General features: G+C 32.6%; 25 protein-coding genes. 5 read left to right on the plus strand and 20 right to left on the minus strand.

Annotated features, from left to right (window positions below; all coding sequences use genetic code 11):
- Positions 1-217: 217 nt before the first annotated feature.
- Positions 218-961, plus strand: a complete 744-nt coding sequence (locus J2Z35_RS11615; RefSeq protein ID WP_209661558.1) for a hypothetical protein — start codon at positions 218-220, stop codon at positions 959-961.
- A gap of 41 nt (positions 962-1,002) precedes the next feature.
- Here J2Z35_RS11615 and J2Z35_RS11620 read toward each other — a convergent pair whose 3' ends face one another.
- The 8 genes from J2Z35_RS11620 to J2Z35_RS11655 form a co-directional block, all read right to left on the minus strand.
- Complete coding sequence (locus J2Z35_RS11620) at positions 1,003-2,328, minus strand: MATE family efflux transporter (RefSeq protein ID WP_209661559.1); 1,326 nt, start codon at positions 2,326-2,328, stop codon at positions 1,003-1,005.
- Positions 2,321-3,004, minus strand: coding sequence for an ABC transporter ATP-binding protein (locus J2Z35_RS11625; protein WP_209661560.1), 684 nt, complete (start codon positions 3,002-3,004; stop codon positions 2,321-2,323). The genes J2Z35_RS11620 and J2Z35_RS11625 overlap by 8 nt, the downstream gene beginning before the upstream one ends.
- Positions 2,973-3,791 (minus strand): ATP-binding cassette domain-containing protein, encoded by an 819-nt coding sequence (locus J2Z35_RS11630; protein WP_209661561.1) that lies wholly within the window; start codon positions 3,789-3,791, stop codon positions 2,973-2,975. Before J2Z35_RS11630 ends, J2Z35_RS11625 begins: the two co-directional genes overlap by 32 nt.
- On the minus strand, positions 3,791-4,603 hold the full coding sequence (locus J2Z35_RS11635; RefSeq protein ID WP_209661562.1) for an ABC transporter permease: 813 nt from the start codon (positions 4,601-4,603) through the stop codon (positions 3,791-3,793). The genes J2Z35_RS11630 and J2Z35_RS11635 overlap by 1 nt, the downstream gene beginning before the upstream one ends.
- 2 nt (positions 4,604-4,605) lie before the next feature.
- Positions 4,606-5,550 carry a nickel/cobalt ABC transporter permease gene (gene opp1B / locus J2Z35_RS11640; protein WP_209661563.1) on the minus strand — a complete coding sequence of 315 codons (945 nt, stop codon included), beginning with the start codon at positions 5,548-5,550 and terminating at the stop codon, positions 4,606-4,608.
- A 19-nt stretch (positions 5,551-5,569) separates the two neighbouring features.
- On the minus strand, positions 5,570-7,171 hold the full coding sequence (gene nikA / locus J2Z35_RS11645; protein ID WP_209661564.1) for a nickel ABC transporter substrate-binding protein: 1,602 nt from the start codon (positions 7,169-7,171) through the stop codon (positions 5,570-5,572).
- Positions 7,172-7,289: 118 nt separating this feature from the next.
- Positions 7,290-8,207: a LysR family transcriptional regulator gene (locus J2Z35_RS11650; protein WP_209661565.1), complete on the minus strand. Its 918-nt coding sequence runs from the start codon at positions 8,205-8,207 to the stop codon at positions 7,290-7,292.
- A gap of 76 nt (positions 8,208-8,283) precedes the next feature.
- The gene (locus J2Z35_RS11655) at positions 8,284-8,793 is read right to left on the minus strand and encodes a GNAT family N-acetyltransferase (RefSeq protein WP_209661566.1); all 510 of its coding nucleotides are present in this window, start codon (positions 8,791-8,793) and stop codon (positions 8,284-8,286) included.
- 188 nt (positions 8,794-8,981) lie between these two features.
- Between J2Z35_RS11655 and J2Z35_RS11660 the strand changes: the two genes are divergently transcribed.
- The 3 genes from J2Z35_RS11660 to ade all read left to right on the plus strand — a co-directional run bounded on the left by J2Z35_RS11660 (position 8,982) and on the right by ade (position 13,075).
- Positions 8,982-10,586 carry an FAD-dependent oxidoreductase gene (locus tag J2Z35_RS11660; RefSeq protein ID WP_209661567.1) on the plus strand — a complete coding sequence of 535 codons (1,605 nt, stop codon included), beginning with the start codon at positions 8,982-8,984 and terminating at the stop codon, positions 10,584-10,586.
- A gap of 94 nt (positions 10,587-10,680) precedes the next feature.
- Complete coding sequence (locus J2Z35_RS11665; protein ID WP_209661568.1) at positions 10,681-11,313, plus strand: alpha/beta fold hydrolase; 633 nt, start codon at positions 10,681-10,683, stop codon at positions 11,311-11,313.
- Between the two features lie 13 nt (positions 11,314-11,326).
- Positions 11,327-13,075 (plus strand): adenine deaminase, encoded by a 1,749-nt coding sequence (gene ade, locus J2Z35_RS11670; protein WP_209661569.1) that lies wholly within the window; start codon positions 11,327-11,329, stop codon positions 13,073-13,075.
- 48 nt (positions 13,076-13,123) lie between these two features.
- Here ade and J2Z35_RS11675 read toward each other — a convergent pair whose 3' ends face one another.
- The 10 genes from J2Z35_RS11675 to J2Z35_RS11715 all read right to left on the minus strand — a co-directional run bounded on the left by J2Z35_RS11675 (position 13,124) and on the right by J2Z35_RS11715 (position 23,048).
- The gene (locus tag J2Z35_RS11675) at positions 13,124-13,762 is read right to left on the minus strand and encodes an L-fuculose-phosphate aldolase (protein ID WP_209661570.1); all 639 of its coding nucleotides are present in this window, start codon (positions 13,760-13,762) and stop codon (positions 13,124-13,126) included.
- Positions 13,762-15,003 carry an S-methyl-5-thioribose kinase gene (mtnK, locus tag J2Z35_RS11680; protein WP_209661571.1) on the minus strand — a complete coding sequence of 414 codons (1,242 nt, stop codon included), beginning with the start codon at positions 15,001-15,003 and terminating at the stop codon, positions 13,762-13,764. The genes J2Z35_RS11675 and mtnK overlap by 1 nt, the downstream gene beginning before the upstream one ends.
- Before the next feature lie 9 nt (positions 15,004-15,012).
- Positions 15,013-16,065 carry an S-methyl-5-thioribose-1-phosphate isomerase gene (locus tag J2Z35_RS11685; RefSeq protein ID WP_209661572.1) on the minus strand — a complete coding sequence of 351 codons (1,053 nt, stop codon included), beginning with the start codon at positions 16,063-16,065 and terminating at the stop codon, positions 15,013-15,015.
- Positions 16,066-16,121: 56 nt separating this feature from the next.
- A complete protein-coding gene (locus J2Z35_RS11690; RefSeq protein ID WP_209661573.1) occupies positions 16,122-16,991 on the minus strand; it encodes a nucleoside hydrolase in 870 nt (289 codons plus the stop codon).
- Between the two features lie 21 nt (positions 16,992-17,012).
- The gene (locus tag J2Z35_RS11695; RefSeq protein WP_209661574.1) at positions 17,013-20,120 is read right to left on the minus strand and encodes a DUF3427 domain-containing protein; all 3,108 of its coding nucleotides are present in this window, start codon (positions 20,118-20,120) and stop codon (positions 17,013-17,015) included.
- Between the two features lie 37 nt (positions 20,121-20,157).
- Positions 20,158-20,784, minus strand: a complete 627-nt coding sequence (locus J2Z35_RS11700) for an MBL fold metallo-hydrolase (RefSeq protein WP_209661575.1) — start codon at positions 20,782-20,784, stop codon at positions 20,158-20,160.
- Positions 20,785-20,924: 140 nt separating this feature from the next.
- Entirely contained in the window at positions 20,925-21,515 is a 591-nt protein-coding gene (locus J2Z35_RS11705; RefSeq protein ID WP_209661576.1) for a GGDEF domain-containing protein, read from the minus strand.
- A gap of 292 nt (positions 21,516-21,807) precedes the next feature.
- Positions 21,808-22,305, minus strand: a complete 498-nt coding sequence (locus tag J2Z35_RS11710) for a thioesterase family protein (RefSeq protein WP_209661577.1) — start codon at positions 22,303-22,305, stop codon at positions 21,808-21,810.
- An 18-nt stretch (positions 22,306-22,323) separates the two neighbouring features.
- A complete protein-coding gene (locus J2Z35_RS14810) occupies positions 22,324-22,458 on the minus strand; it encodes a hypothetical protein (RefSeq protein ID WP_281063644.1) in 135 nt (44 codons plus the stop codon).
- A gap of 26 nt (positions 22,459-22,484) precedes the next feature.
- Positions 22,485-23,048: a DJ-1/PfpI family protein gene (locus tag J2Z35_RS11715; RefSeq protein WP_209661578.1), complete on the minus strand. Its 564-nt coding sequence runs from the start codon at positions 23,046-23,048 to the stop codon at positions 22,485-22,487.
- A 179-nt stretch (positions 23,049-23,227) separates the two neighbouring features.
- Between J2Z35_RS11715 and J2Z35_RS11720 the strand changes: the two genes are divergently transcribed.
- Positions 23,228-23,887, plus strand: a complete 660-nt coding sequence (locus J2Z35_RS11720) for a lactate utilization protein (protein WP_245330882.1) — start codon at positions 23,228-23,230, stop codon at positions 23,885-23,887.
- Between the two features lie 66 nt (positions 23,888-23,953).
- Here J2Z35_RS11720 and J2Z35_RS11725 read toward each other — a convergent pair whose 3' ends face one another.
- Together J2Z35_RS11725 and J2Z35_RS11730 are read right to left on the minus strand one after the other, a co-directional pair.
- Positions 23,954-24,727: a hypothetical protein gene (locus tag J2Z35_RS11725; RefSeq protein ID WP_209661579.1), complete on the minus strand. Its 774-nt coding sequence runs from the start codon at positions 24,725-24,727 to the stop codon at positions 23,954-23,956.
- Between the two features lie 53 nt (positions 24,728-24,780).
- Positions 24,781-25,704: a S66 family peptidase gene (locus tag J2Z35_RS11730; RefSeq protein WP_209661580.1), complete on the minus strand. Its 924-nt coding sequence runs from the start codon at positions 25,702-25,704 to the stop codon at positions 24,781-24,783.
- Between the last annotated feature and the right edge of the window lie 127 nt (positions 25,705-25,831).

The raw sequence follows: 25,831 nt of genomic DNA on the forward strand, positions 1-25,831 counted from the left end.
TTCACCTAATAGGTGTAAAAGGCTACGCCTTTGTAAAGCTTACGCTTAAATGCTTTTAAAGATTTTAAAAGAAGTGTATGAATAATTCAGGTTAAATATACTTATTTGTATTCTTTTTGTAAGGATTTATTTAATAGGATAATACAAACTATATCTATGAGCAAATAATTTTAAAAGGGATTATATAGGGTTAGAGTTTGCAAGGAGGTATCACATTATGAAAATAAATAAGTATTTATTCTTTTTAATTATTTTAATTTTATTTACAGGTGTTTCGGCAGCATATTTTTTAAAGGAAGATATCTCTAATGCTTTTCCTTCTGAGAAAGAGCTCACTGAGTTAGTGGAGCATATTATGTCTGATTATCCTAGTGATGAAATACAAATTACAAATGCGGAAATAGTGGCTAGCTTTAAAGAAAACAATAGACATGTTGTCTTGGCAAATATATACCAAACGGGCTTTATCCCCAAAGAAGGGATTTTCGAGCTGGGAAGTGGAGCCATGTTTCCTGTAGAAATACATTTTACTGAAGGTGAAAATTCCCTTGAGATGTCTGATATTATATCTCCCTTAGATGGATCAGAGTTTTCAAATTCAATTCAAAAAATGAGTAGAAACAACGTTCTTTGGTATAAAGCCTTGATGGACTCTCAAAATTCCTACAATAAAGTTTATAACTCCATAATTTTGAAATTGAAAAATCATCTCGATGAAAATGAAATAAATGGATATAATCATTTAATAGATCAAATCCCCGGATATGAATCCAATATAGTTCTTTTGAGAAATTTAAAAAATGAACCAGATGGAAATATTGGAATTGCAAAATGGTATGTTTATGATAATGCAAAAAAAGAAATAGGAAAGGTCAATTGGCCTCATTACAAAGGGATAATGTATAATGAAGCTACAGGAATTGTAATAGAGACTATATTTGATGAGTTCCCTGTGGATTAAAAAAAAGATATATTTGGAAATAAACTCCAAATATATCTTTTTTATTGGGTTTGAATATATTTTTTTAGGCTTACAAGCTGTGGCAGTCCATTGATTAAAACTAAACTCCTTATTCCATAAAAAGTCATTACGCCCATCCACAGTCCATGATTTTTAAACCATGATAAAGTAAGACCTGTGACAATCAAAAATCCTATTAGACCATAAAATGTACTTTTAAATACTACTTTTGTGTTTGCAGTTCCTGTATATATACCATATAATACAAGACCCATTCCCGCCACTACTGGAAATACATAAAGCCAGTATTTATAGTGCTGCAATACTTTTAGAACTTCATCAAGAGATGTAAACCAAGTAAACATTTGGTTTTGGAGTAATGTATATACAACGATTATAAATCCACAAAGTACTAACATCCATTTTTTTGACTTCTTTATTGTCTCGTCTAATAGCTCTAAATCATCCGTCCCCTTTGATTTTCCTGCAAATATACTAGATGCATTTGCAAATCCATCAAAAGAGTAGGAAACTATTGAGTTTAGCTGAAATAAAACTCCGTTTACAGCGAGGATAGTGGTTCCAAAACGAGCTCCTACTGCTATAAAAATATTATTATGTATTAAAAGGCATGCTGTACGTTTCATGAGATATTCATTTACTTTTAAAGTTTCAAGCCATGCTTTTTTCTCAAGTATTCCTTTTAAAGAAACCTTCATCAAAGCCTTTGTTTGGATTACAAAAAATATTCCCATAATAGTCGATATTATCTGAGCAGTCAAAGTACCTATTGCAATTCCAAGTATTCCCATATTAAAGTAGATTGCAAAAATCACACTTAGTAATGCATTAATTACATTCCCCGAAATCTGCATTGTCATGGAATATCTTATAAGTCTTTGTCCCATAAGCCAGCCTAAAATTACATAGTTGCTCAAAACAAATGGTGCTCCCCATATTACAAGATAAAAATAAACTGATATATTTTGCGCAACCTCCTTGCTTGGAGAAATCAGCCACATGGCACCGTTAAATATAAAGTACTGAAATATAAGAAATACTAGAGCTACCCCTATAGCCATAATAATTGGCCTATACATTGCTAAGCTAATATCTTCTTTTGAGTTTTTTCCCATAGCCTGAGCGCTAAAAGCAGTTGTTGATACTCTTAAAAAACCAAATAGCCAGTATAGGGTATTAAATATAGTAGCTCCAACAGCTATTGCAGCAATGTAATCCGCCGACGGGAGCCTTCCTGCTATAGCCGTATCAACAGCACCAAGGAGAGGCTGGGTCATAGTTGATATCATAAAAGGTATAGCTACTGACAAAAACTCTCTGTCACTTAGCTTCGAATTTTTAATCATAAGTTTCAACCTTTCCATTTTTTAATGTAATGACTTTATTGCAAAGGTAATTGATAGAATCCAAATCATGACTAATAAATATATAACTAAGCTTATATTTGGATTTTAACTCTTTGAGCAAATCTAAGATATTAATCTGATTTTCCAAATCTAATGAGCTGGTAGCCTCATCTAGTAAAATAATTTTGGGATTTGTTGCAATACTGCGTGCAATACATATTCTTTGTAGCTGTCCTCCACTTACTTCATGGGGAAACCTACTTGCAAACGATTCATCTAGTCCCACATCTTTTAATAGCCTATTTATTTCCTTATCTTTATTTAAGGATGATTTGCTTAGAAAAAGAGGTTCTTCTATTATCTGCCTAATCGTAAACCTTGGATTTACTGAAGCTTTATAATCTTGAAAAACCAAACTCATAGATTTTCGAGATGCTATTGATGGGATTTTTTCACCTTCAAGTATCACTTCTCCAGTATCCGGTTTTATAATACCTAAAATCACCTTTCCTAATGTACTTTTACCACTTCCTGAAGGTCCTACTATCCCAATAGCATCTTCATAATCCATTGAAAAGCTAATATCGTCTAAAACCCTTTGACGCTCTTTTCCAAATAAACTCTTTTGGTTTTCTTTTTTAAAGCTAACCGACACATTTCGTATATCCAAAAGCATGAATTTCCCCTCCAAGCTTTGATTTGCATTTCATCAAGTTCTTGCCCTGTATGCTCTTTGGGTCTCTTAGAAAATCAACGCAATCCGATTGCTCTACAATCCTTCCTCTATCCATCAATATAATCCTATCTGCAATGCTGCAAACTGCATCAATATCGTGAGATACCATCAAAATCCCTGATTCATTTTTTGATTTAATTGATTTAAGGAGCTTGAGTATTTCCCTTTGAGTCTGTGAGTCAATTGCTGTTGTTGGTTCATCAGCAATGATTAGAGCAGGACTTAGTGCTGTAGATAGAGCAATCATAACCCTTTGGAGCATCCCCCCACTTAACTGATGGGGATATTTTTTCAATACATCCTCTCCATGTGATATATGTACTTCCTCCAAAAGAGATATTAGCCAGTTTGTAAATTCTTCTCCTTTTAACTTAGTATATGGATATAAGTAATGGTGCATCTGCTTGCCAATTCTCATGAGAGGATCGAAGGCATTCATAGGATTTTGAAGAATTATCCCTATATCTTTTGCCATTATTTTTCTTTTCTCAGATTTTTTGAGGCTTTCCCAACTCATATTATTTAATGTGATTTTGCTTTCAACAAAAAATGGAGGATTCAAAAGATCTAATATCCCTTTTACTGTCATTGTTTTGCCACTTCCTGAAGCCCCTATGAGTCCAAGACACTCTCCTTTTTTTATATGAAATGATACTGAGTCTACTAATATTTGCTCAGCTTCCTTCATCATTTTAACAGTGAGGTTCTCTACATCTAAAATCTTCATCATATTGCCTCCTTTGGATCCCAATAATCCCTTAACGCATCTCCAAGATAATGAAACCCACCAATGACAGACATCAGAGCTATACCAGGATATATAGCCTGAACGGGGTGATTTCGAAATACATTTTTGGCTTCGCTAAGCATAGCTCCCCATTCAGAAACTGGCGGCTGAATCCCTATACCTAAAAATGATAGAGTAGATATGTTTAAAATAGCCCATCCCATATCAAGGGATGCAAGAACGGTCAAATCAGCAGTGATATTTGGTAAAATATGATTTTTCAATATAAACCAAGTAGGCATTCCAATAGTTTTAGAGTAAATCACAAAAGGACTTTCCCTAAATTTGAGTACACTACCTCTAATCATTCTACAGTACCATGCCCACTTCACTAATATAGTAGCTATTACAACATTTTGGATATCTATACCTATAGTCGCAACTACTGCTAAAACTACTATTTGACTTGGAAATGATAATATGATATCAACTAGCCTCATTATTATCTCATCTATCTTTCCTCCAAAGTAACCAGCAATCAATCCAAGAGTGAGACCAATAGACATTGTTCCAATCATAATCATAAAAGCATATGTAAGGGTTGGTCTAATCCCAAATATTATCCTAGAAAATATACATCTTCCCAAATGGTCTGTTCCAAAGGGATATTCTAAAGACATAGACGCAAACCTTTGAAAAAGGGAACTCTCATATGGGTCATTCGGAGCTATCCAAGGCGCAAAAATACCCATCATCACAACAGATATAATGAAAAATATGACAAATTTCAGTCCTATAGATTTTTGCTTCATCTCTAAGCCTCCCTTTGTCTAATTCGTGGATCATTAAGCCCTTGGATAACATCAAAAATGAGGTTAAATAAAATAAATAATAATCCAATAAGCCATACATAAGCCTGAATCACTGGATAGTCTCTACTTAAAATAGCCTCTATGCTAAGTCTTCCAATTCCAGGTAAAGAAAATATATTTTCAACTACTAAAGTACCTGCAATAAGCTGTGGTATACTCATACCTAGTGCAGTAATGCTGCTTTGAATACTATTTTTTAATACATGGCGCTTCAGTAAAAGAAGAGGATGCACACCCTTTGCCCTTGCATAAAAAATAAAGTCTTCATTTAATACCTCTATCATATTACTGCGGATGAGGCGAACATATATTGGTATTTGAGCAAGTGAAAGCGTGATTACAGGAAGAATCAAACTATGTAAGCTATCACTTTTACCTCCGGTTGGCAATAAATTTAATCTAATGCTAAAAAAACCTATAAGCATCAAAGCCAGCCAGTATGAAGGCATTGATGAAAAGGTAAATAAAAAAATCCTAATTATTTTGTCTATAGACCTGTTTTTGTGATAAGCTGCTAGACTTCCCAAAATAAGACTAGTAATGAATACTACTAAAACAGACAAAAGAGCAAGCTGAACCGTCACGGGAAGTGAACGCTTCAGCTCTGATACAACTGTCCTTTTGGGGTTTACATAGCTTACTCCAAAATCAAATCTAAGGCTTTTTGAAAACCAATCTACATATCTTGAAAATAGAGGCTTATCTAAACCAAGCTCAATTCTCATTTCTTCTACAGCCTGCTCTGTGATGATAGGTGTTTGGCGAACTCTTAAAACAACTTCAGCAGGATCTGAATTCATACCTTGAATCATCAAAAAGCAAGCAAGAGAAACAATAATAAGCATAGGTATAGTAGCTAATAAACGTTTTAAGACGTATGTTCTCAATTTGATTACCACCTATAAGTTATTTAGTAAATTTCATTTCATAAAAAGGTACCTCAAAAGGATTTTTAGTGAAAACAACCCCAGAAAGATCTTTCCTATAAATTGCTTTATTGCACTCATATGTAAGTGGCAAATAAATAGCATGCTCATGTAATCTTGTTAGAACATCTTTGTAAAGAGACTGTCTTTCAGTCTCATCTGTTGATACAAGTATTTGTGCAATAGTCTCATCAATATAAGCTTTATCCTCTAGACCTAATTGTGCTGCATAATCCCCATAAACTGGAAGTTTCATACCTGCAAGAGAGGATTGAGGATCGTATGGAAGTCCCCATGTTATATTGAAAATCATATCAAACTGCCCAGATTTCATGTTATCTCTATAGGATTGTTCTTCTTCACCTTTTAAAGAAAGATTCACCCCAATATTTTTATAAGAGCTTTGAAGATATTCACCTATTGATTTTTCCATTACACTATTTGCATTATAAAGCAAAGTCAGCTCTAATTTTTTTCCTTCTTTTTCTCTTATCCCCTGAGAATTTTTAATCCATCCTGCGCTCTCAAGTATAGACTCTGCTTTTGCTGTATCAAAGGAATAAGGTGTAAGTCCTATATTTGCATATGGAACCGTCGGAGCATATAGAAAATCTGCTGCCTCTTCTAGTCCGTAAAAAAGTCCATCAGAAATTTCATTTCTATTAGTTCCGTGTTGCAGAGCCTGCCTTACTGATTGGTCTTTTAAAATATCATTGGTGCTGTTAAATACTATATGTCTTGTTGCTATCGGCTCAGAATATGTAATTTCAAACTCTTCACTATCCATAAACTGCACTAGAGTATCTGCATCAACCATATTTTTTCCGTATATTATATCTATCTCACCTTTTTCAAGGGCCATTAGTCTAGATTGATTATCTGGAATTACCTTTACAATAAATTTTTCTATATTTGGCTTTTCTCCCCAGTAATATGGATTGATTTCAAATACAGCATATTCATCAACTACAAAATCTGTCAACATATATGGTCCAGTTCCGATATATCCGTTTACTCCATCCTTTGTAGAACCATCTATCATCGCTTTTGGTGAAATCATAGCAAATGGTCTTGTAACTGCTAGCTCTGTAAGCATAGGATAATAAGGCTTTGTAAGCTCTATTTCTAGAGTCAAATCATCCACTGCCCTCACATCTTTTAATAAATTCATCATCTCAAGCCATGAATGACGCTCTTTATTTTCAATAATTGCATCAAAATTTGCTTCTATAGCATGGGCATCACACACTTCTCCATCTGAAAACCTTACGTTATCACGAATTGTAAAAGTGTAAACAAGTCCGTCCTCGCTTATTTCCCAGCTCTGAGCTAAGGCTCCTTCGAAACCTTCTTGTGAAATATTAACCAATCTATCGTACAAAATTGACTGAGCATACATTTCCCCTGCATAGAGATGGGGATTCAAATCACGGATATCTCTAAAGTTTACAAAATTGAGTACTCTACTTTCTTGAGCTTCACCTGTGCCTATAGATTGATTTTCTGGCATTTCAGATTTACTGCTGCAACCTCCAATAAAGAGCATTAAAAAAGCAACTAATATGATTATGTAACGTTTCATGTCTTCCTCCTCTAATTATTATTGATAATTATTATCATCATGAAACTTACTATATCATATTAGATTGCCTATGTATAATTCCTCATTGATATATATCGTCATTCCATTTGGATATAACCTACAAGCTCCTTTTTAAAGAAAACTTTATATTGTCTAAAAACTCCTTTGCCTCATCAGATAAAAGAACTCCAGCTCTTTGTACATATCCCAAAACCAAGCATTTGCAGCAACCTTCAAGTCTTATCGGTTTTATGTCGTATGTTTCATAGTTTGGGTCCATAAAATATATCCCAAAGCTACACATATCTGTATTCAAAAGAAGATCTATAAGCAGGTTGTCACTGTTTGTATATACCTTGTTTTTAAAATCATCTGTTTTGAAGGCTCCAATACTAATCGTGTCCAAATGATGCTCAAGGGAAAAAAAGTCCTTAACAGGTTGTACAAAGGGTAAATTTTCAAGCTCCGAAAAATCAACCATATCTCTATTATATAATGGGTTTTTCTTTCCCACATAAATGCAAGCTTCTTTCTTATCTAATTCATGAAATTCCAAATGTTTATGTCCTAAAACATGCTTGAATCCATTCATCTGGTGCTCAGAAAAATATAAAATACCAATTTCAGAAACTCTACTTGCTACATTGTCCGTTATTTCCTCTACAGTACCTTCGTAAAACTCATATGTTAGCTGCTCTTTCCCATATTTTTTATAATGTTCCACTAAAGCGCTTGTAATCATATGACTTGGATAGCAAGAAACACTGAATTTTTTCTCATTTGTATTTTTAGCAATGCTTTTTAGAATTTCAGCATTTTTTAGTATTACTTTTGCATATTTGTAAATCTCGTCTCCACGATTTGTCAAAATTACTCCCTTGCTATTTCTTTCAAACAGACTAGCTCCGATGCTTTTCTCTAATGCTCCTATTACTTTGCTCACATTGGACTGACTTGTATAAAGGGCTTCTGCCGCTTGGTTTATACTTCCAAACTCAGCAGTTTTTACAAAAAATTCAAGTTGTTTTAGCTCCATGACTTACCCACCTTCCTTAGTGGAATTTTCATTCAAATGAATGTAGTTCTCATTAAGGTGACATTATAAACAATATCTAGATATTAGTCAATGGCAGTTCCATATGAATCGTAGGTATATTCTCCTCTTCTACAAGAACAACCTCAAATCCAGATTTTAGCCAAAAATCAAACCCTCCTGGAAGATGTGGATGGGTGTGAAGATAGAGCATCTTATAGCCAAGCTTATGGGATGATTCTACTGCCTGATCAAACAATAACTTTCCAATCCCTTTCCTTCTAAAGCTTTCTCGGACATAGCATCTTCCAACCTCAGCCGTCTTTACATCATATCTAGTCTCGATGGCCTTAAATCTATTTATAAAAGTTTTTAATGCTATTGTTCCTATTATATTTTCATCTTTGTCAAATGCCCCTAAAAGGATATGATCCTTTGTATGTAAATAAAACTCTTCTAGATTGTATATATCAGAGTGTATCTTTTCATCTCTTTTTTTATTGAACAAATCTTCAACCATCTCAAAAAGAAAGCTTCTTCCAGCCTCTACTTCGTTTTGCGTTATTTCCCTTACCTTTATATTCTCCACTCTTAATCCTCCCTTTTTACAATATTTTAGCTAGTAAGTTCACTATATCATAAATAAAATAATCGGAATTATATCCAAGTGGCAACATCATATATTCCTATTTGGAATAACAACTAATATACATCCTAAACTTTATTTTATGAGAATTATTCCATTTGAGGGGTATCAATATTTTTGAGGTGATAATAATGTCGAATAAGACCGTATTAGAAAATTCAATGCTTTCTTTATGGTTAAAAGATGGAATTAATGTAGAGCTAAACGAGATGGATAAAGATGAAAAGACAGATGTTTTGGTAGCCGGAGCTGGAATTACTGGTATTACATCAGCTTATCTTTTAAATAAACAAGGTATTGATGTAATTCTTATAGATAAAACTGTTCCTCTTAGCCTTGCATCTGGAAATACTACCGCAAAGTTTACGTTTCAGCATTCTCTGATTTATAGCCATATTATAGATACCTACAGCTTAGATGCAGCGATACTTTATTACAAGGCTCAAAAAGAAGGTATGGACCTTGTAAAAAATATCATCAAAGAGCATAATATCGATTGTGATTTTAAAGAAACCTATGCCTGTGTATACGCAAATGATGAACAAGAAATGGCCTCTTTGAAAAAAGAACATCTTGCCTATCAAAAGATGAATGTAAATAATGAAATCATATATGAAGATCCTTATAACCTCGGATATGTTGGAGCTTTGAGGGTCGAAAATCAGTTTGAGCTCAATCCAGTAAAATATCTTAGTTTTATGATTGATTACCTTTTGAAAAAAGGTGTGAAAATATATAAAAATGCTATGGCTATTGATATAGAGGGTGAAGGCCCTTATATTGTAAATATGAAAAATGGATATAAAATAGATTCCTCTAGTGTAATTGTCTCTACGGGCTATCCTTTTTTTGAAGCAGGTTCTATGTATTATGCAAGGCTTGAAGCTCTTCGTTCATATCTTACTGCGTATAAGATTGAAAATACTCATCCAGATGAAGGTATGTTTATATCTTTAGACAAAGAATCCCCTTTTTCAGTTAGATTTTCTGATACTGATAATCAAAGATACCTTCTTGTGGGAGGACAAGGACATAAGGTGGGTCAAGAAAAATCAGAGCTTGAAGATTATAAAATCCTTATGGATTTTGCACTTCAGCATTTTAATGTTGCTGAAACATCTTATAGATGGTCTGCTCAGGATTATAAAAGCGTAGATAAAATACCTTATATAGGTGAGATTTATAATGACTCTCATAATGTATATATAGCTACAGGGTTTAATAAATGGGGAATGAGTAACGGAAGCTTTGCTGCACTTTTAATATCTTCAATGATAAAAAATAAAAAGACTCACATAGATGATATAGCCGAAGACCCTCTAACCTATGATGCACGAGATATAAACCACCAAAGTATATATGAGGATATCTTTAGTCCATTAAGGGGAGAAATATCTTCGAATCTAGGAAGCTTTTTAAAGGCTAATATGAATGTTGCAAAAGAGATGATAAAATCAAAACTTGTATCATCTAATAAAGATTTTTCAGAGCTTAGTTATAACCAAGGTCTAGTTCTAAACAAAGATGGAAAAAAACTGGCTATTTTTAGAGATAAGGATGGAGAGGTCTACGTTCACAGCGCAGTATGTACTCATATGGGATGCGACCTCGAATACAACGATGCAGAAAAAACCTTTGACTGCCCATGCCACGGTTCTCGATTTGACTCAAAAGGAAAGGTCATAGAGGGTCCAGCTATTTTAGATTTAAAAAGGGAAGATTTCAGTAATGAATAAACAATCAAAACCCTGTATATAAAAAATTGCAGCTACAAATTAGTTAGTTTAGCTTGTCGCTGCTTTTTATCGTCTATCAAGAATACTAAGTGAGGTGAATATTATTAAAAAGGTCATATTGATTCATGGCTATTTTAGAAAGTCCAAAGATATGAAACTTCTTAGCAAAAATCTTTCCGCTTTAGGATATTATCCAGTTTGCATGGATTTCCCACTCACATTTAAGTCTTTTGTGGATTCTTTCCCTATTTTGGAAGATATGATATCAAAAGATAAACATGATGAAATTTATCTTGTAGGTCACAGTACTGGTGGACTTCTTATAAGATACTTTATCAAAAAATCTCCTTATGCAAATAAAATCAAGCGCTGTGTTTTAATAGCAGCTCCTAACACTGGAAGTGAGCTAGCAGATACCACATCTAACATTTCCAAAACCTTCCTAAATATATTTAGAACTCTAAAATCCATACAAACTAAAAATATCAATAAGCTTAAGTTGAATGACATTAAAAATATAGATATTGGAGTGATTGCTGGTTCTAAAAAGAGTCTTGTATTTGGACATTTATTAGACTCTGAAAATGATGGCCGAGTCAGTATAAGCTCTACAAAATTTGATGGAATAAAAGACTTTATAATTTTAGACTATGGCCATAAAAAAATACACCACAAATACGAAACTGCGAGACTTGTAGATATATTTTTAAGAGATGGAAATTTTTAACGGAGGCGAAGATATGATAGATATGGATAGAATGGACCGTCTAAAACGAAGAGCAGATATTGCAAGTGGCAAACTCCTTCCTGAGCTTGTCCTTAAAAACTGTAAGGTTATAAATGTATTTAATGGAAAGATTATAGAAGGAAATCTGGCTATAGATAGCGGAAAAATAATAGGGATAGGCCACTATGATGCAAAAAATGAAATAGATTTGAAAGGAGCATATGTCGCACCTGGATTTATAGATGCTCATATGCATATGGAATCTACCCTTGTAACACCTGAGCAGATGTCTAGAATAATAGTCCCAAGGGGAACTACAACAGTCGTGGCAGATCCCCACGAGATTGCAAACGTACTAGGCCTTGATGGAATCGAGTTCATGCTTGAGTCCACAGAAAAAACAAATCTAAATGGTTTTTTCATGCTTCCCTCTTGCGTTCCTGCTGTTGATTTTGAGTCTTCAGGAGCTAGATTAGATGCAGAAAAGCTTTCTACATTTTTTAATCATCCAAAAGTGCTTGGTCTTGGAGAGCTTATGAACTATCCAGGAGTGATTGATGGAAATATCGATATGCTTGAAAAAATGAATATGGCTAAGAGTAAAATAATAGATGGTCATGGTCCTGAGCTTACTGGAAAAGCTCTAAATGCCTATATGATTAATGGAGTACGAACAGAGCATGAGTGCAGTACTGTAGAAGAGATGCAGGAAAGAATCGGTCTAGGAATGTATATTGCAATCAGAGAAGGCTCAGCTGCTAGGAATCTTGAAACTCTAATCAAAGGAGTAAACGAGTATAATAAGCATATGTGTATGTTCTGTACAGATGATAAAAATCCAGAAGATATATTAAACGAAGGGCACATAGACTTTAATGTCCGTAAAGCTATATCACTTGGAATGTCTCCAATTACAGCCATACAGATGGCTACAATCAATCCAGCTAGATGTTATAACCTTAGAGATATAGGAGCTATAGCTCCTGGCTATGATGCAGACCTAATAATATTTAATGATATAGAACAGCTCGATATCTTTAAAGTTTTAAAAAAAGGTATTTGCGTTGCTGAAAATAAAATCCCTCTTTTTGAAACTAAAAAATCGGATACTTCGAAGGTTACAAGGACAGTGAATTTGGATGAAGTTACATCCAAGAATTTCAAACTCAAATTAAAATCGGATATCGTAAATGTAATTAGAATAATACCAAACAGTATTATTACAGAATCTGTAACTAGAAGAGTCTATATAGATGATGAGGGAAACTTTAAATCAAGTAAATATTTAGATGTAGTGAAAATAGCAGTGATAGAAAGACATAATAATACTAAAAATATAGGGATAGGCCTTGTGGAAAATTTTCATCTGCAAAATGGAGCTATTGCAACTACAATATCTCATGATTCTCATAATATAATTGTAATTGGAGATTCTGATGAAGATATGGCTATAGCTGTAAACAAGCTTAGAGAGATGCAAGGGGGGATAGTAATTGCTTCTAAAAAAGAAGTGAAGGCATCTCTTGCCCTTCCAATAGCAGGCCTTATGTCAGAAAAAACAATGGAAGAAGTATGCGAAGACCTTAGAAAGCTAAGATATGAAGCCCAAAACACACTAAATATACCACCTTCGCTTGAGCCTTTTATGACACTAAGTTTTATGGCTCTTCCTGTAATTCCAGAGCTGAAAATTACAGATAAAGGGTACTTCGACGTAAAAAGCTTTACATTTAAAAATATTGAGGTAGAAGATTTAACTTAAAAATAAAAAGCTATCTATCGCCAATCATAGCAATAGATAGCTTTTGTTTTATTTATATTTATATGTCCCAAACTTTTTCATAACATCAGCCATATCTTTATTGGAAATTATATTAGGCTCTCCTAGAGATTTAGTTAGATAATATATTTCCGATACAAACTCTAAATGTTCCGCTGTTGAAAAAGCACTCTCAACATCATCCCCAAGTGCTATAAGTCCATGATTTCCAAGAAGAGCTGCATTATTATCTCCTGCTGCCTTAAGTGCATTTTCAGCTAGCGCTTTAGAACCATATAAAGCATAATCTGCACAACCTACACTACTTCCTGCCATACCAATTAGATAATGAACAGCAGGCAGCTCCCATCCCATACATGAAATTGCTGTAGCAAACTTAGAATGAGTATGAACTATACTATTTATGTCATCTCTGTTTTTGTAAAATATAATATGCATATCAAGTTCACTAGAAGGCTTTAGGTTTCCCTCTACAATATTTTTATCTAAATCAACAATCACTATATCTTCGGGTTTAGTATCATAATAATCTAAGCCGCTAGGACTTATTGCTATTAGATTTTGTTCTCTATTATATATGCTGATATTTCCTCCAGACCCAGTAGTCAGATTTCTATCTATAAGCCTTTTCCCATAACAAACTATAAGGTCTTTTTCTTTGATCATCATTAGAATATCTCACCTACTTCTTTAAAATGATTTTTTATTTTATTTAGCAGTTTTATATAATCTTTTCCTGTTTTTATAGTATATCTTTCTTTAATTAGAGCTTTTCCAAGAAGTATTAAAAACTTATCTGCCAAAACTCTATCCTCTATATTTACTATTGATTCTATCTCTATAACCTTCGAGTCTCCAATAGTCCTTCTTATTATCTCAGTTCCAGCCATCCCTGCAGTATCTTCAAGTATGCTATCAATCATCCATTTTTTATAAAGTTCGTTCTTTGCAACAGGGTCTATTACAAGATTATCATAAGCTATATTAAATTTTTCTATAAATTTATCTATGATTTCAGATATTGTAATTTCTAACCAGCTTAAAAAATTATTTTTATCATCTTTATTTTCAACCATTATTTCAGTATATATATATGAAAAAAATAGATTCCCTACTACATTTCCAACATCATATCCTATAGGTCCATAAAATGCAAACTCAGGGTCTATAACCTTAGTCTTACTATCATTTACAAATATGGAGCCGCTATGAAGGTCCCCATGAATCAAACTTTGAGGATTATTCATAAACTTATATTTTAATTTCCCAGCCTCAAAAATCAGTTCTTCATCCTTATATATTTCCTTATCTACAAAATCCTTACTTTCATCGAGCACTATATTCGTTTCATAAAAATTAGTGTAAGGGTCTGTAAAAACAAGCTTCTCAGTAATATCGCATAGCTCTATATTTGTATATCTCTTTACATTCTCTTTTTTCTCCCAAGGATTCATAGCTATATCCATAGTAGGAACTAGAGTATTAACCATAAAAGTGGTTATGTCTTCAGCAAAATTTTTATAAATCTTACATTTCATCAATCCATGTCTTAAGTTCTCACAGTCTGAAATATCTTCCATAGTTAATGCACACATAACTTTGTCATAGTCATAGATATAAGGAACATAATCTTTAGCAACCATTGAATAAAACATCATTACCTCAGCTTCTATCCTGCTTCTATCTATATCAAGTGGTCTTTGCGAGCTTCTAAGAAGTTTATCTGCCTGCTTTATAACTATGGATTTATTTGATTTTTTATCAAAGGCCTTAAAAACATAGTTTATATTCCCATCCCCAATTTCACTGACAACCACATCATCTATATTTTCAAAGATTTTTAACTTTTCTACAGTATATACCTTTATATCATCTTCATTCATCTTAAAGTGTTCTTTGAATCTATCCATTGGCCACCTCTAGTAGAATTTTTTCACATCTGTTTCAAAATACCTTTTCAAATCATAGGGAGAATATATACCTTTATTTGTCACAACTCCACTTATAAGATGGGGAGGTGTGATATCAAAAGAAGGATAGTACCCCTTTACTCCATCTAAGGTGTTTTTTATACCCCTAGCCTCTAAAACTAGCTGAGGATCCCTTTCCTCTATGTTTACAGTTTCTACTACTGGGTTATCTATATCAGGTATTCCAGTTACAAAATAAGGTACTTCATGGTACTTTGCAGCTATTGCAATTTGATATGTTCCAACCTTATTTGTAATATGCCCATCAAGGCAAATCACATCCGCAGCTGATGTAAATAAATCTATCTTTTGACTTTTCATGACAAATGCCGGCATATTGTCTGTTATCACAGTAGTGTCAAAACCTTGGTCTTGACATACACTAGCAGTGAGTCTTGCACCTTGAAAATATGGTCTTGTCTCTGGCACAAAAATTCTAATATCCTTGTTTCTCTTCTTTGCAACTCTTAGCATCATACCTACAATAGTTTCACCAAAACATTGAGTCATAATGCTCCCTTTATTTGGAAACATATCAACAAGGTATTCTCCAACTATCTCCATGTTTTCATATCTTCTATTTAATGAATCTACTGTGGTTTGAAATATTCTTTGATCTACTTTTTCTCCATTCTCTAGTGCAATCTTTGTAGCCTCTAGGCAACCACTTGTTATCTTCCTCATTCTATTTGCAGTTGTAGGTCTTGCATTTGAAAGTGTGTGAGCTGCTTTTTCTAAATAATCAAGCTGAATATCCTTACTCTCGTTTCGAACTTCATAGGCTGCAAGAGCCATGCCCATTCCAGCTGCAGTATATGGCCCCGCGCTTTGAGTCACCATATCCGCTATAGCCTTTGCAACCTCAGTATGATGCTCACATACCACAAACTTTACCTCAGTTGGATAAACCCTTCTATCTAAAATCCTCACTTTTCCATTTTCATACCACGCCACATTTTCATATCTTAAAATAAATCCTAAATCACTATCATTTCTAATCATGTTTCCTATTCTCCTTAACTATCTCTCTTATACATCCCTAAAATAAAAATATTTTTCTAAAATGCTTGTTCCCATGCTTCAAATACAAGGCTATTAAACTTTTTCATATCTACTATACTCTTTGGGATATTAACCTTATAACCTTCTTTATCACTTGAAGTCTTTAAAAGTCCGGTTTTATAGTCCTCTTCCTCTGATGATATAATCTCTACATCATCTTGAAAAATCTCAGGATTAGTAAGATATACAGCTGCAACTACATCCCAATTATAAAATCCCTCTACATCATATTTAGGACCTATAAAATTAAACCAAGGTAGAGTTTTTTCCCTAATATATTTGAAAACTTCATTAGAAGGATTTTCCATAAGCTCATCATATGTCTCTTTCCCAAATAAAGCCTGTAGGCAAAGATGCCCTGTCACAACAGTTGCGTTCTCACCATACTTAAGTACATGATAGGCAGCAGATGCATCACTTGCGAAATTAAGCTCATTCATAATCTTATTATTAATTACAAGAGGTTTTTGAATACCTCCCATTATTACGATTTCCTTCACATAAGTAAAAAACTTATCATCTAGTAAGTATGCACCATATAGGTTTGTAAGTGAACCTGTCGCAAGTATGCTAACTTCCTTTGGAGATTTTTTTACAGTTTCAAGGAGAAATTTCGCTGCATCGCTTCTTCTATCTTCATTTACCCCAGCTCCTCTTACAAGTGGAATGTCATTTAGCTTTAGCTCCGAAAACATAGATTCTGTATTTGAATGAACTATATCTATCGTGCTGTTTCCAAAGGTTGTAGTGACCCCTAGAATATCTATATCTTCTCTACCTAAAAGATATAAAAGAGCTAAACCATCATCCACATCCTTTTGAGGAACCCCCATAGTGTTGTCACAATCATGTATAACTTTTTTCATAATTAACCCCTCCAAATATATTTATATATTTACAACCTGATTCGATGTTCTCAAAATATGCATAGGCATCTTTTCATCTAATTTATAAACTATGCTGATTGGTGCTGACCCTTCATGGGATACATATGATGCAAGGCCTAGGCATTTAAATGTCTCTGTAGCACCGTATAAATCTTTATTTTCTTCCCTTACAAGTAAAAGAACTTTGCTTTTATTTTCTTTCATATTGATATATCTTTTTCCTGTAGTACTATTTACTGTAGTCCTACTTTGAGATTGCCAATGAAAAAGTTCTTCATTTATTGCATAATCTTCATACATAGTGGACTCTGTAAAAGTTTTCTCTGATTTATTTAAAGTAACGAAAAAAACATCTAAATTAAGCTCTTCAACATACTTTACCCCTTCCCTAAATGGCATCTTTTTCACAGCAGTGTGAACTCCTAAAGAGGCAAGTACTTGGTCAGTTGAATATGAACTATGAAGCTCTAATGGAACGTCTTCAGATATAGGAACGCCCTTTGGAATATGATCAATATTTCTCATATTATATTTTATCAAATCCCTCAGTTCTTCGTACAAACTATGGTTTTTTTCCTTCATATTTGTAAATATATTTTCAAGTTTTTCTAAGGGTTCACTTTGAAAAATAGTATAATACAGCATTAAAACCATTCTATTATCAATTTCTTTATCTAACTTAATTGGATTATCCAAGTATTTATCTAAAAATTTCAATAAACTATAGTCATTAATTTTGCTAACTTTCATAAATGAATTTTTCAAAATCCTTATATCATCAAAATACGATTTTGATTCTTCTCTTGTTTTTAAAAGTTCCCATAAAGTGGATGATTTATATAAAACTTGAGGCTCTAAATTATAATAATCTAAAAAATTAATTAGATTTAATTTTAAATTGCACACAAGTGGAAATGCATTAACCATTTGTTTTAATTTAGCTTTATTACTATACGAACTTGATATATTGTCTAAAATTACATCCTTAGCAACCTTCTCTAGCTGGATAAAGCATGTTTTAGGAAGAGTTGGAAAATCATGCCTTATCTCTTTATCTATAGAATGATGGATTCTTCCAACCATGGATTGAAACTTCATCTGATAGTTGTACTCTTTTCTTCCTTGTCCTATAAAATCAAGTACTGTGAGTACATCCTTATTTTTATGAAGTCTAAGACCCCTTCCTAGTTGCTGGATAAAAATAGTAGCAGATTCAGTTGGTCTAAGAAAAAGCACCGTGTTGATCTGTGGTATGTCTACTCCTTCATTATAAAGATCTACAACAAAAATAAACCTAACTTCACCAGATATAAGCTTATCCTTAGCCCCTTTTCTCTCTTCATCACTAGAATCTGAGTCTAAAGAAATTGAGGGTATTCCTCTATTACTAAATGTACTTGCCATATACCTTGCGTGATTTTTACTGACACAAAAGCCCAAACCTTTTATTGAGTCTCTAGATGCAACATATCTATCAATTGCTGAAATTATCCCTAAGTCCCTAGCAATATTTCCTATATATTTTTCATTTAATCCGTCAACATCATATCTGCCATTTTGCCATTTAACATTGCTAATATCTACTGTTTCTGACACTCCAAAATAGTGAAATGGACAAAGGAGATTTCTTTCAATTGCTTCTCTTAGTCTTATTTCATAAGCTACTTTATTATTAAAAAACTCTAATATATCCTCCCCATCTAATCTTTCAGGGGTAGCGGTTAATCCTAAAAGTATCTTAGGCTTAAAATGATTTAAAATTTTCCTATAGGAACTTGCAGCACCATGATGACTCTCATCGAGAACAATATAATCAAAGTAATCCTCTTTAAACTCCAAATATTGATTATTGCTGTTTAGAGTCTGAATAGAAGCAAAAATATGATTGAATATAGAAGGTCTATAATTTCCTACCCACATCTCACCAAAGTTAGCATCCTTTAACACCCCTCTAAAAGCTGTAATGCTCTGCTGTAAAATCTCTTCTCTATGGGCTAAAAAAAGTAATTTTGAAGTAGGATTCTCCATATAATACCTTTTGAAATCAAAAGCCGATACCATTGTCTTTCCTGTACCTGTAGCTGCAACAATAAGGTTGAAATAAGAATTATAAACCTTTCTTTCTATTTCAAGCTTATCAAGAATTTCCTGCTGATATGCATAGGGCATTAAATCAAAAAAATATTCATTAGAATCTTTCTCTTTCTTTTCACTAGAAAGGGCAAATTTAAGTTTCTTTACATCCAAAATATTATTTGGATCAAAGTTTTGAAATTCCTTTAAGTTCCAATATGTTTCAAAAGTAACTCTATATTTGTTGATAATATCAGGTGACGAATATTCAGATATTTTAAGATTCCACTCAGTTCCCTCACTTAAAGCTGCCTGAGATAAATTAGATGAGCCTATGTATGCTGTGCTAAAACCAGTATTTCTATGAAAATAATAGGCTTTCGCATGTAGCCTTGTTCTATTTGTATCATAAGAAACCTTGACTTCTGTATTTGGAAGCTTTGCAAGTTCTTCAATTGCTTTTAAATCAGATGCTCCCATATAACTTGTAGTAATAACTCTAAGTTTTTTGGTTTTTGTGTGTTCTTTAAGTGCATCATAAATCAATCTTAGACCACTAAATTTAATAAAGGAAACAAGTAAATCAATCCTATCTGCTGATACTATCTCTCTTTTTAGCTCTGCAAATACAGGGGACTCATGAACGCCACCTGTAAATAAACTACTATTTGAAATAGATGTCTGAGGAGTCCACTCCTTCATAGTTTCTTTTGATAAAAGCTTATCCCCTATTGCCTTTAAGATATTATCTTCCGTAATTAAATGTTTTTCTAGTTCACACTCATCCACAGATTTGCTAAGTAGCTCTATCATTTTATTAGCAACTTCAATTTGTTTGCTTAAATCTTCACTATTTGATTTATAGTGCCTTAATCCCTTTTCTACAACTGATTTAATATATGATGATATAATACTTCCTGATGTTGCCGGTTCCAATTTTTCCTTATATATTAAATTAGAATCCTTCTTTTTATCTATTTCCTCAGAAACATCCCTATTAATTAAGGATTCATAAATATCTATTTTCTCCCCCATAATAACGCCCCCTCTTTATATCTCTATATAGTATTTTTTATTTTAGATAATTTATATTCCTCTTTCTTAAATCCTTCATAGTTACAGAATGACCATGTCCTGGATAGATAGCAATTTCATCTTCCCAATTTGAAATTTTATTAGATACTGATTTTTTCATAAGGTCTTCATTTCCACCTTCTAAATCAGTCCTACCAAGGCCATCTTCAAACAATGTGTCCCCAGTAAAAGCTACTTTATTTTCTTTGGAAATAAGGCAAATCCCTCCAGGGGTATGACCTGGGGTATGAACTACTTCTAAAAATGAATGTTCACTTATGGTAATCTTTGACCCTTCAGAAAGAAGCTCATCAGCAGTGATTGATAGAGGTTTTCTGCTTAGAGTTGCAGTATGGTTAATATTTGGGTCCAGTAACCCCTTTACCTCTTTTTTATGGGCAAAAATCTTACAGTCAAAAGCTTTTTTAACTTCCTCTACTCCTTCAATATGGTCACAGTGATAATGAGTAAGAACTATTCCAACTACCTCTAAATTGTTTCTTCTAATTTGCTTTACAATTCTTCCAGCTTCTCCACCTGGGTCTATTATCAATGCCTTGCTTTCATCACTAACTATGTAACAATTTGATTCATGCATTCCTATTACTAGTTTTTCAATCTTCATTTGTTCCTCCATATATTTCTCTACATAATTTCTTTCTAAAAAAGCTAAGATACTAATTCAAAACTTAATATAAGTTTATCATTAATATCTTAGCTTTTTCTAATAATATTAAAAATTTGCTTTAGTATTTAGTTTTATTTCTATCCAAATTTTTTCATCTTCTTATGTTCATACATATTTATATCTGCTGAATCCAAAAAATTATATATTTTTATCTTTTCTTCCCCTTTATATTCATTGATTCCATAGCTAATATCAATATTAAATATATTTTCTTTTGATTTATTAAATATCTCTATCTTTTTTTCTATTCTTTTAAGGACGGATGTCGCTTGGTCTTTATCTGTATCTGAAAACACAATAACAAACTCGTCTCCTCCGAATCTAAATACGAAATCCCATTTTCTTATGTTTGCACTTATTAGATTTCCCAGAGTTAAAAGCAAGTCATCTCCTACACAATGTCCATAATTATCATTTATAGACTTCATATCGTCAACATCTATAAATGCGATTGTTGTAGGAGTTTTGTTTATCTGGGATTTATTAATTTCTATTTGAAGTCTTCTTAGGCCATTTATCTTATTTAATGTATTTGTAAGTGGATCTTTAGAATAATGTTTTTTTAAATAAAAAAGCTGTTTCTTTAATCTCTTTATTTCACTATCTTTTTTTATCAGCAAATCATTATAAGATGAAGAATTATTGCTTTTTATTCTATCTCTCCCCATTTTTCTTTCCCCCTATGCCATCTTATTATTTGTTATGTTCCCTCTATAACTAATATTATATAGGGTTAGTTGGACATATTATGACTCTTTAAATATATAAAATAGTTTTACTATTCATTCTATTTACCTATAGTATATACTGTTTTTGAACTATGATAAATAGAAATTTAAATTAAAATTTCATTTTAATTTGGGGATATTTTTAAGATAATTTGTCGAATATTTTCATAATTTATCATCATAACAATAGGCTATGCAGTTGCGGGGTTTACTATCATAGCTATATTACATTTTATTTTCTTCTAATACCGATTTTTCTTCCTACTTCTTTAGGGATTGCCAAGTCCTGCTGCGCCCTATGATATTCCTCTAAACGTCTTTGCATAGGCTCAGGAAAGGGGGCCGGCCGGTTCGTGATTCTATCCATCCCCATAACCATTTGTTCACTGGTGGCCACCGTCTCTTTTTCCTGATTTTTCATGATCATAATCAAATGGATTCTCTTGTTGTCCCGATCAATCACCTGTGGGAACACAGTCAACTCCTCTGATTCATTTACTTCTTTTAAGTAACAGATATGAGACTCCAGCGTAAAAAAGGTATACTGATAATCCTGATTTTCTCTTTCGTTCAGTCCCAAGCAGTCAATCCACAGGTCCAAGGTTTTACTGAAGATTCGTCCATACTCTGCATCATTCATATGTCCATTATAGTCCACAAGCGTTGGCGATACCTTCCATGGACATAAAAAAATTCCCTCTTTTAAGTTGATTCCTACTTCTCTCTTCATGGTTTCACTCCTATCAAGTCAAGGTAACGTTTCTTTATATGACTGTATCCTTGATTTCACCATTCCAGAAACTTCATATTGTATCTCTATATGCTCTTCTTTTAAAAACTGGTAATCCCTAAATCTCATCTTTAACCTTATAAATAATATCATTTTGAACTCAGATAAGGATACTCCATCTAGTTAGCAGTTTCCAGTGCCTGTTTTTTACCAAGCAATTTTTCTATAACATATAAAGACATATCTATTCCAGCAGAAATACCAGCTGCCACTAGAACTCTTCCATTATCTATAAATCTTTCATCATCCTTTACCTTTGTTTTAGGTGCTAACGCCTTTAACAAATCAATACATTCATGGTGAGTTGTAGCTACAAGATTATCTAGTATCCCTAGCTGTCCCAATATCAAAGATCCTGTACAAACAGAAAGTGTAAGTTCTGTTTTTGATGAGGTTTCTTTTATCCACTGAAGTAGCTTCATATTTTTAAGTACTTTTCTTGCTCCAACCCCTCCTGGTATTATAAGAATATCTATTTCAGGACTATTAAATATCGTATAGTGAGGGTTAACACTAAGTCCATTAACAGCTAGAACAGGACCAGGATTTTCAGATATTAAAAAAACATTAAAGTGTCCATCTCCCTCTCTTTGTCCCGTTACTGAAAATACTTCAAAAGGTCCAGCAAAATCCAAAGTCTCCATATCATCAAAGGCCAATATAACTACATTTCTCTTTTTCATAATTTATCATCCTTCCCAATTCTATTTTTTAAAATACTATTTTTTTCCCATAATTAAACTTTAATAGTTCAAATTGATTTTTATTTAAAAATATTATATCTAATATTTTTTAAATTTGGTTTACCAGTTATTAAAAAGTATATAAATCTAATACAAAACCAAATGAGGGGGCATAATTGATGAACTATGAATTTAAGGATGGACTAGAATTTGCAAAAGAAATGGATAGACTAGATAAAATGGAAAAATATAAACCACTTATACATTTACTAAATAATTACGGTTACAAAGTTTCTTATTTTGAATCTATCCAAGAAGCTACTTACTACATATTAAAAATAGTAAGAAATTCAACTGTAGGTTTTGGAGATTCTCAAACTCTAAAAAAAATGAATTTATTTGAAAAATTAAGTCAATATAATAAAGTTATTGACCCAAGTAATTATTCAGATGAAGAGTTTATTTCAATTGCAAAAAAAACATTAACTACAGAGATTTATTTCACTTCTGTTAACGCAGTTTCAGAAACTGGTGAAATGGTTAATATAGATGGCACAGGAAATAGAATAGCTGGTTCACTCTTTGGACACAAAAAAGTCTTTTTCATATTTGGAACAAATAAAATAGAGCCTACACTAGAAAAGGCAATATTTAGAACGCGTAATATTGCAGCACCAATGAATGCAAAAAGATTAAATCTCAATACCCCTTGTGCTATTAAAGGAGATCGCTGCTATAATTGTTCAAGTGCCGATAGAATTTGTAACAGCATGATTATTCATATGAGAAAAATGGACTCAATCGAAGCAGAGATTATAATGATTAATAAAGAGTTATAAAAAAATAAACAAATACTCGACATTTTAAGATTTCAAATCAAACAATTAGTTTATATTAATTTCCAATTAAAAATGAATTTTTAGCATTCTTGTATCAGAATAAAACCCTGCATTTTGAAGAGTTTTTTTAGATAGATGATTATAATACCAGCATCCTGCAATTGGAGTAATATTATTTTGATGACATATATTTCTAAGGGATTTTAAAGTTAATGCTCCATATCCCTTTTGCCTTTGACAATCTACAACTATCATTCCTATACTAGAAACATCATCAAATATGCGACTTTCTTCAATAATCCCATATGAAACTGAGTTTCCATCTACCATCCCTTTGTAAACTCTACCATTTTCAATATGAGATTCAAGGGGATTAAAAAAATCATCTGTATCTTCTATAATTTTTTCTATATCCTTTTTAGTTGCTTTTTCTAAAGAAAAGACAGCTTCTTCCTTTGTAAATTTAACTGTATTTTCCGTTTCTTTAAAAAAGTATGCTTGAAACTCCATTTTTTTTGAAGCTTCAAGGGCCACTGATAAGTAAAACTCATCACAAGTAGGAACATAAGCGCATGTCACTTCACTTAATCTCCTTGCCTCATAAAATAACTCTTGTCCATATCTTTTAAATTCTTTAGAAACAATAAACATTATAATCATGGACTCTTTATGTACAGCTACTACCCCAGCTGGTTTTCCATCAGCTAAAAGCCTATAAAAATCAGATTCTATTAAATGGTCTTCATAAAATGAATCTACCTTCGAAGGTAGGGCTGAAAAATGGTTTTTAATTTCATTTTTAACTTCTGATATATCTATTTTATGGCTAGTAATTTTCATGAAATCCTCCTAAGAATTTATAGTAATTTTTATAATGGAAATAATATCTTTCACTAACCAAAACAATCTTCTAATATAGTGATTTTTTTATTTGTGCTATCCATTTCAATATTACACCCTATAGGTAACACCATAGGCCTGTTATGGCTACTATCAAAATCTGCTATAATTGGTAATTCTTTACCATCAAGTACTTCTAATAATACTTCATATGGCTTTCTTCCAGTTTTTTCATCATCATATAGTTCATGCTTTGAAAGTATTATTCCTGATATCTTATCAAAAACTCCATTAACCTTTAGAAAAGAACAACTTCTCTCTAAAGTAGACGGGTTTTGCTGGTCTTCAACAAAAAGTATATCCCCATCTTTTATTTCAGGCATAAACTCACTACCCCAAAATCCAAGTATTGTATCCCAGTTACCCCCTATTAATCTACCTTTACCAGTTCCTTGAATTACACTAGTCCATTCTTTATTTGATATTTCATATGGAATTTTTTGATTTTTCACTAACATATTTTCGAATTTTTCATATATTTCATCTGCCAATGAAGTATTCTCCCAAAAGTCTTCAGCAACAGGTGGTCCATAAAAAGTTGAAATCCCTGTCTTTGCATGTATTCCAAGTAATATTGCTGTCACGTCTGAATATCCAATTACTATCTTTGGACTCTTAGTAAAAGCTTCATAGTCTATATAAGGCAAAAGGGAATTGGAATTCATGCCCCCAATTGTTGAAATTATACATTTAATATCAGGATTTCTAATTAAATCATTTAACTCCTCCGCCCTTTCCCTTATTGACCCTGAACGATAATAATCTGACTTTCTAGTGAGATTTCCTTCAACTATTTTATATCCTTTATTCTCTAGATATTTTTTTGCTTTATCGTATGTACCAAGATTGCCAATTGGACATGCCGGTGAAAATACACCAATAGAGTCTCCATATCTTAGCTTCTCTAATTTCGCCATATTACCACTCCCATTTAATATAATTAATCCATCTAATTTAATAATTCCTCAACAATCTCTGAAATCCTGTTAACATTGTTAAAATAAATAAAGTGACTTCCCTAAACTACCTCAAAATTGTACTTTA

Origin of the sequence: Acetoanaerobium pronyense (genome assembly GCF_017874355.1) — a bacterium.
Classification (GTDB): Bacteria; Bacillota; Clostridia; order Peptostreptococcales; family Filifactoraceae; genus Acetoanaerobium; species Acetoanaerobium pronyense.

Coding starts and splice junctions, on each gene's coding strand:
- J2Z35_RS11615 (WP_209661558.1), top strand. CDS start 218: ATGAAAATAAATAAGTATTTATTCTTTTTAATTATTTTAATTTTATTT.
- J2Z35_RS11620 (WP_209661559.1), bottom strand. CDS start 2,328: ATGATTAAAAATTCGAAGCTAAGTGACAGAGAGTTTTTGTCAGTAGCT.
- J2Z35_RS11625 (WP_209661560.1), bottom strand. CDS start 3,004: ATGCTTTTGGATATACGAAATGTGTCGGTTAGCTTTAAAAAAGAAAAC.
- J2Z35_RS11630 (WP_209661561.1), bottom strand. CDS start 3,791: ATGAAGATTTTAGATGTAGAGAACCTCACTGTTAAAATGATGAAGGAA.
- J2Z35_RS11635 (WP_209661562.1), bottom strand. CDS start 4,603: ATGAAGCAAAAATCTATAGGACTGAAATTTGTCATATTTTTCATTATA.
- nikA (WP_209661564.1), bottom strand. CDS start 7,171: ATGAAACGTTACATAATCATATTAGTTGCTTTTTTAATGCTCTTTATT.
- J2Z35_RS11650 (WP_209661565.1), bottom strand. CDS start 8,207: ATGGAGCTAAAACAACTTGAATTTTTTGTAAAAACTGCTGAGTTTGGA.
- J2Z35_RS11660 (WP_209661567.1), top strand. CDS start 8,982: ATGTCGAATAAGACCGTATTAGAAAATTCAATGCTTTCTTTATGGTTA.
- ade (WP_209661569.1), top strand. CDS start 11,327: ATGATAGATATGGATAGAATGGACCGTCTAAAACGAAGAGCAGATATT.
- J2Z35_RS11675 (WP_209661570.1), bottom strand. CDS start 13,762: ATGATGATCAAAGAAAAAGACCTTATAGTTTGTTATGGGAAAAGGCTT.
- mtnK (WP_209661571.1), bottom strand. CDS start 15,003: ATGGATAGATTCAAAGAACACTTTAAGATGAATGAAGATGATATAAAG.
- J2Z35_RS11685 (WP_209661572.1), bottom strand. CDS start 16,065: ATGATTAGAAATGATAGTGATTTAGGATTTATTTTAAGATATGAAAAT.
- J2Z35_RS11690 (WP_209661573.1), bottom strand. CDS start 16,991: ATGAAAAAAGTTATACATGATTGTGACAACACTATGGGGGTTCCTCAA.
- J2Z35_RS11695 (WP_209661574.1), bottom strand. CDS start 20,120: ATGGGGGAGAAAATAGATATTTATGAATCCTTAATTAATAGGGATGTT.
- J2Z35_RS11700 (WP_209661575.1), bottom strand. CDS start 20,784: ATGAAGATTGAAAAACTAGTAATAGGAATGCATGAATCAAATTGTTAC.
- J2Z35_RS11705 (WP_209661576.1), bottom strand. CDS start 21,515: ATGGGGAGAGATAGAATAAAAAGCAATAATTCTTCATCTTATAATGAT.
- J2Z35_RS11710 (WP_209661577.1), bottom strand. CDS start 22,305: ATGAAGAGAGAAGTAGGAATCAACTTAAAAGAGGGAATTTTTTTATGT.
- J2Z35_RS14810 (WP_281063644.1), bottom strand. CDS start 22,458: ATGATATTATTTATAAGGTTAAAGATGAGATTTAGGGATTACCAGTTT.
- J2Z35_RS11715 (WP_209661578.1), bottom strand. CDS start 23,048: ATGAAAAAGAGAAATGTAGTTATATTGGCCTTTGATGATATGGAGACT.
- J2Z35_RS11720 (WP_245330882.1), top strand. CDS start 23,228: ATGAACTATGAATTTAAGGATGGACTAGAATTTGCAAAAGAAATGGAT.
- J2Z35_RS11725 (WP_209661579.1), bottom strand. CDS start 24,727: ATGAAAATTACTAGCCATAAAATAGATATATCAGAAGTTAAAAATGAA.
- J2Z35_RS11730 (WP_209661580.1), bottom strand. CDS start 25,704: ATGGCGAAATTAGAGAAGCTAAGATATGGAGACTCTATTGGTGTATTT.